Raw genomic sequence first — 463 nt, 5'->3', positions numbered from 1 at the left:
GGCTCGGTTCCGATGTCCACCGGACCGGTCGACGCGATCCGCGGACCCGCCTGTGATCGCTGAAACAACCCATCTGTCAAGCGCTGCGACGCATCCCCGATCGACTCCTGCGTCGACGACCGCAACACCACGCCATCATCAGCCACATAGAACACCGCCCACCCCAACCGCAGATCCCCCGGACCCTCAACAGCAGGCGGCGGACACCACACCCGCCAGCCATCCCGGACACGAGACGCCTCCAACAAATCCAGCCGATAATCCCCCAGCACCAAACCCTCAGCCTCCACAAACCGGCGCACCGCCACCAGGGCCTGCTCCGCCGTCACATACGGCGACGACACCAACGACTCCCGCCACCACGACACCCGCCGATCCGCCAACCACCCCGAACGCTCCTCATCCCACGGCGTCACATCCACCCGCACCCGCGCCACCTCACCCGGAAGAACCAAAGCCGACT

The 463-nt window shown here is 66.3% G+C and carries 1 pseudogene; it reads right to left on the bottom strand.

From position 1 onward, the window contains the following. A pseudogene (locus tag GOARA_RS18695) lies at nucleotides 1–463 on the bottom strand (hypothetical protein); the annotation flags it as partial.

It is taken from the genome of Gordonia araii NBRC 100433 (genome assembly GCF_000241265.1).
GTDB lineage: Bacteria > Actinomycetota > Actinomycetes > Mycobacteriales > Mycobacteriaceae > Gordonia > Gordonia araii.
The sequence above is the reverse complement of the archived record's forward strand: the minus strand, read 5'-3'. Positions and strand labels throughout refer to the sequence as shown.